Source organism: Devosia sp. (genome assembly GCF_017307565.1).
In the GTDB taxonomy this organism is placed as follows: Bacteria; Pseudomonadota; Alphaproteobacteria; order Rhizobiales; family Devosiaceae; genus Devosia.
This window is the reverse complement of record NZ_JAFKHD010000364.1, coordinates 1-3,214: the sequence shown is the minus strand read 5'-3', so window position 1 is coordinate 3,214 and position 3,214 is coordinate 1. Positions and strand designations below refer to the sequence as shown.

Genomic DNA, 3,214 nt, shown 5'->3' with positions numbered 1-3,214 from the left:
CAGGTTCTGGCCTGGTCGTAGCTGGCGACCGTTTCGGTCGCGTCCGCGTGCTTCGTACCGCCCTGGGCGATCAGCACCGTGCCCACGCAGATCAGCGCGATGCCGGCGATCTTGAGGGCGCCGAGGTCTTCCTTGAACACCAGCCAGGCGAAGATCGCGACGGCGACATAGGCGAGGCTCAGGAAGGGGTAGGCGAAGGAGATGTCGACCTTGGAGAGCACATAGAGGTGCGAGGCCATGGAGACGACGAAGGTCACAAGCCCGGCAAACACCCAGGGATTGAAGACAATCTGGAAGATCCGCAGGATCGCCGTATCGGCCGTAAAGCTGATCGATCCCATCGAGCTCATGCCGGCCTTGAGCATCAGCTGGGCGGCCGCATTGGTGAAAACGGTGAAGAGGATGAAGGGCAAGTAGTTCATGAAGTCCTCTATTCGGCGGCCAGCGCCGGCGCGTGTGCAGAAGGGCTGAGCGCGGTGCGCTGCCAGAAATCGGAAGAAAAGCGTGGGTCGCGATAGCGCTCGAGCCGGCTCCATTCGGGAAAGCCTGCCGCAAAGGTCGCCGCGCTCATGCGCTGGTCCTTGTAGGGATTGACCCTTCCGCCGGCATTGACGGTCAGGCGGTCGAGGACTTCGAGCAGCTTTAGCGTCGAAGCTCCGCGGTTGGAAAAATCCATGGTCAGCGTGTAGCCCGGCTTTGGGAAGGACAGAAGACCCGGGGAAGCCACGGCGCCGAAGCGTTTGAGGACGGTCAGGAATGAAGCCTGGCCAGCATCCCGGCTGGCCTTGAGCAGGGCTGGAATCACCCGGTCGGCGGCGTCGAACGGAATGATGCTCTGGTGCTGGTGAAGGCCCTTTGGGCCATAGAGGCGGTTCCAGTTGCCGACGGCATCGAGCGGGTAAAAGAAGCTGCCATAGGAGGAAAGGTGGGCTTTGGTCTTCCGGGCCTTTGCGTGAAAATAAGCCACGTTGAAGAGCTTCAGGCTCAGCCCGTTCAGCATCGAGAATGGCATCTCGAAGGGCACGCCGAGGCGCGTCGCCTTTACCTGAGGAGTGAAATTGCCGTTCCGGGCGTGGTTCCCGGTCAGGAGGACACCGCGATTGCTCGAGGCCAGCTGGTCGATCCAGGCAACGGCGTATTCGTTGGCAGCATCGGCCGCTTCGGCGAGGGCGAAATAGTCTTCGAGCCCGGCAAAGGGGGTTATGCGTTCTTCGACATCGAGCGAACCGACTCGCATGAGCCGAACGCTCGCGCTGAGGATCAGGCCGGTGAGGCCCATTCCGCCAATGGTTGCGGCGAAGAGGTCCGCGTTCTCGGTCGCCGAGCAGCGATATTCTGTGCCGTCCGAGCGCAGGAGGGTAAGGCTCACGACATGGCAGCCAAACGTGCCGCGCAGGTGATGGTTCTTGCCATGCACGTCATTGGCGATGGCGCCGCCCAGCGTGACGAAGCGGGTGCCGGGGGTCACGGGCAGGAAAAGGCCGTGCGGCGCGATATAGGCAATCAGTTCTTCGAGCGTTGCCCCGGCTTCGGCGCTAATGACGCCGGTCTCGGCGTCAAAGCCGGTGATGGCGTGGTGTGTCCGCATGGGTACCAGCACGCCGACCTCGTTGTGGCAGGTGTCACCGTAGGACTTGCCGTTGCCGAAGGCGAGCAGGCTCGGGCCCTCGGCCGTCGCGGCCCGCAGGCTTTCTACGGCGCTCTCCGGGGCCATCGTCTGGCGCGGGTGGCGATCGATGCGGCCAAAACTGTCGAGGTTGGCCATCATCAGATAAAATTCCCCGCGAGCATCAGCAGGCCGCCGAAGACGACGACGATCTGGCTGCGCCAGTCGGTGGCGATGAAAACCACCGGGTCATCATGCATCTCGCGCCGATAGGCGAGGATCCAGATGCGAATGACGATGTAGAGGACGATCGGCACCAGCGGCCAGATCAGCCAGGGGGATGAATAGTAGCCGATGATCTCCTGGCTCTGGATGTAGAGCGAGAGCACGAGCGTGGCGGTGAAGGCCGAGGCAATGCCGGCCTGGCCGACAATGGCCATGTCCTCGGGGCGATAGCCGCGGCCGGCAATGCGGTCCCGCTCGCTGACCTTGGAAGTCTGCAGCTCCACATAGCGTTTCACGAGCGCCAGCGAGAGGAAGAAGAACATCGAGAAAGCGATCAGCCAGAACGAGAGCGGCAGGTCGGCGGCCGCCTTGCCGGCGATGATCCGGAGGCTATAGAGGCCGGCGAGGCACAGCACGTCGATCAGCAGCATGCGCTTGACCGCGAGTGAATAGGCGGTGGTGGCGATGGCATAAAGGCCGATGACCAGGGCGAAGGCGGGCGGCAGGAAGAAACACATCGCCACTGCAATCGTCATCAGCCCGCCGGACATTGCGAGCCCAAAGGGAATGGACAGCGTGCCATTGGCAAAGGGGCGATTGCGCTTCTTGACGTGCTGGCGATCGAGCGGCAGATCGATGATGTCGTTGATAATGTAGATGGCCGATGCGGCGGCGCAGAAGGCGACGAAGGCGCCCAAGGAGGGCAGCAGGACGTCCGGATTGGCGATCTCATGGGCGAGAATTGCCGGGGTAAAGACCAGCAGGTTCTTCAGCCACTGATGCACGCGCAGCATCTTGAGATAGCTTTTCAAGTCGGGGCGGGTGCGCTCGAAGTGGCGGGACTTGGTGCTCTGCTGATAGCGCAATGCGGTGCGGTCCGGGGCGACGACGATGGCGGCGCGCGCCGTCTCGAAGACCGGAATGTCGGCGCGATCATTGCCGGCATAGTCAAAGCCGCGCTCGCCGAACTGTTCGACAAGCAGCGCTGCCTTGCGATGGGCCGCCAGGTTGATCTCGGCGTTCGAGGAATGGACGGCGCTAAAAATGCCCAGATGCTCGGCGACGGCACGGGCGAAGGGCTCGGCCGCCGCCGTTACCAGAACGAGTTCTCGGCCACTGGCCTTCTCGGCATTGAGAAAAGCCAGAAAATCTTCGCGATAGGGCAGGATCGAAGCATCGAACTCGATACGGTTTGCGATCTCTGCCTTAAGCCGCGCTTTGCCGCTCATGAGCCAGACCGGCAGCAGGAACAGGAAGAGCGGGTTCTTCTTGAGCAGCTGGAAAACGCCTTCCCAGAGCAGATCGGTGGCCACCAGCGTGCCATCAAGATCCACTGCCAAGGGCATATCCACGCTGTTCTGTACCCGCACGTTCATTTTGCAC

3 protein-coding genes are annotated in these 3,214 nt (G+C 62.2%); all 3 read right to left on the bottom strand.

What is annotated here, in order from left to right; genetic code table 11:
• Positions 1-422: transporter (locus J0I64_RS15170; protein WP_291409720.1), on the bottom strand; the 422-nt coding region annotated here is incomplete at its 3' end.
• A gap of 8 nt (positions 423-430) precedes the next feature.
• A complete protein-coding gene (locus J0I64_RS15165; RefSeq protein WP_291409718.1) occupies positions 431-1,768 on the bottom strand; it encodes an FAD-binding oxidoreductase in 1,338 nt (445 codons plus the stop codon).
• Complete coding sequence (locus tag J0I64_RS15160; RefSeq protein WP_291409772.1) at positions 1,768-3,207, bottom strand: UbiA family prenyltransferase; 1,440 nt, start codon at positions 3,205-3,207, stop codon at positions 1,768-1,770. The genes J0I64_RS15165 and J0I64_RS15160 overlap by 1 nt, the downstream gene beginning before the upstream one ends.
• Positions 3,208-3,214 lie beyond the last annotated feature (7 nt).

Bases quoted from the DNA above. Each gene is read 5' to 3' on its own strand.
- J0I64_RS15160 (WP_291409772.1), bottom strand. From the start codon at position 3,207: ATGAACGTGCGGGTACAGAACAGCGTGGATATGCCCTTGGCAGTGGAT.
- J0I64_RS15165 (WP_291409718.1), bottom strand. From the start codon at position 1,768: ATGATGGCCAACCTCGACAGTTTTGGCCGCATCGATCGCCACCCGCGC.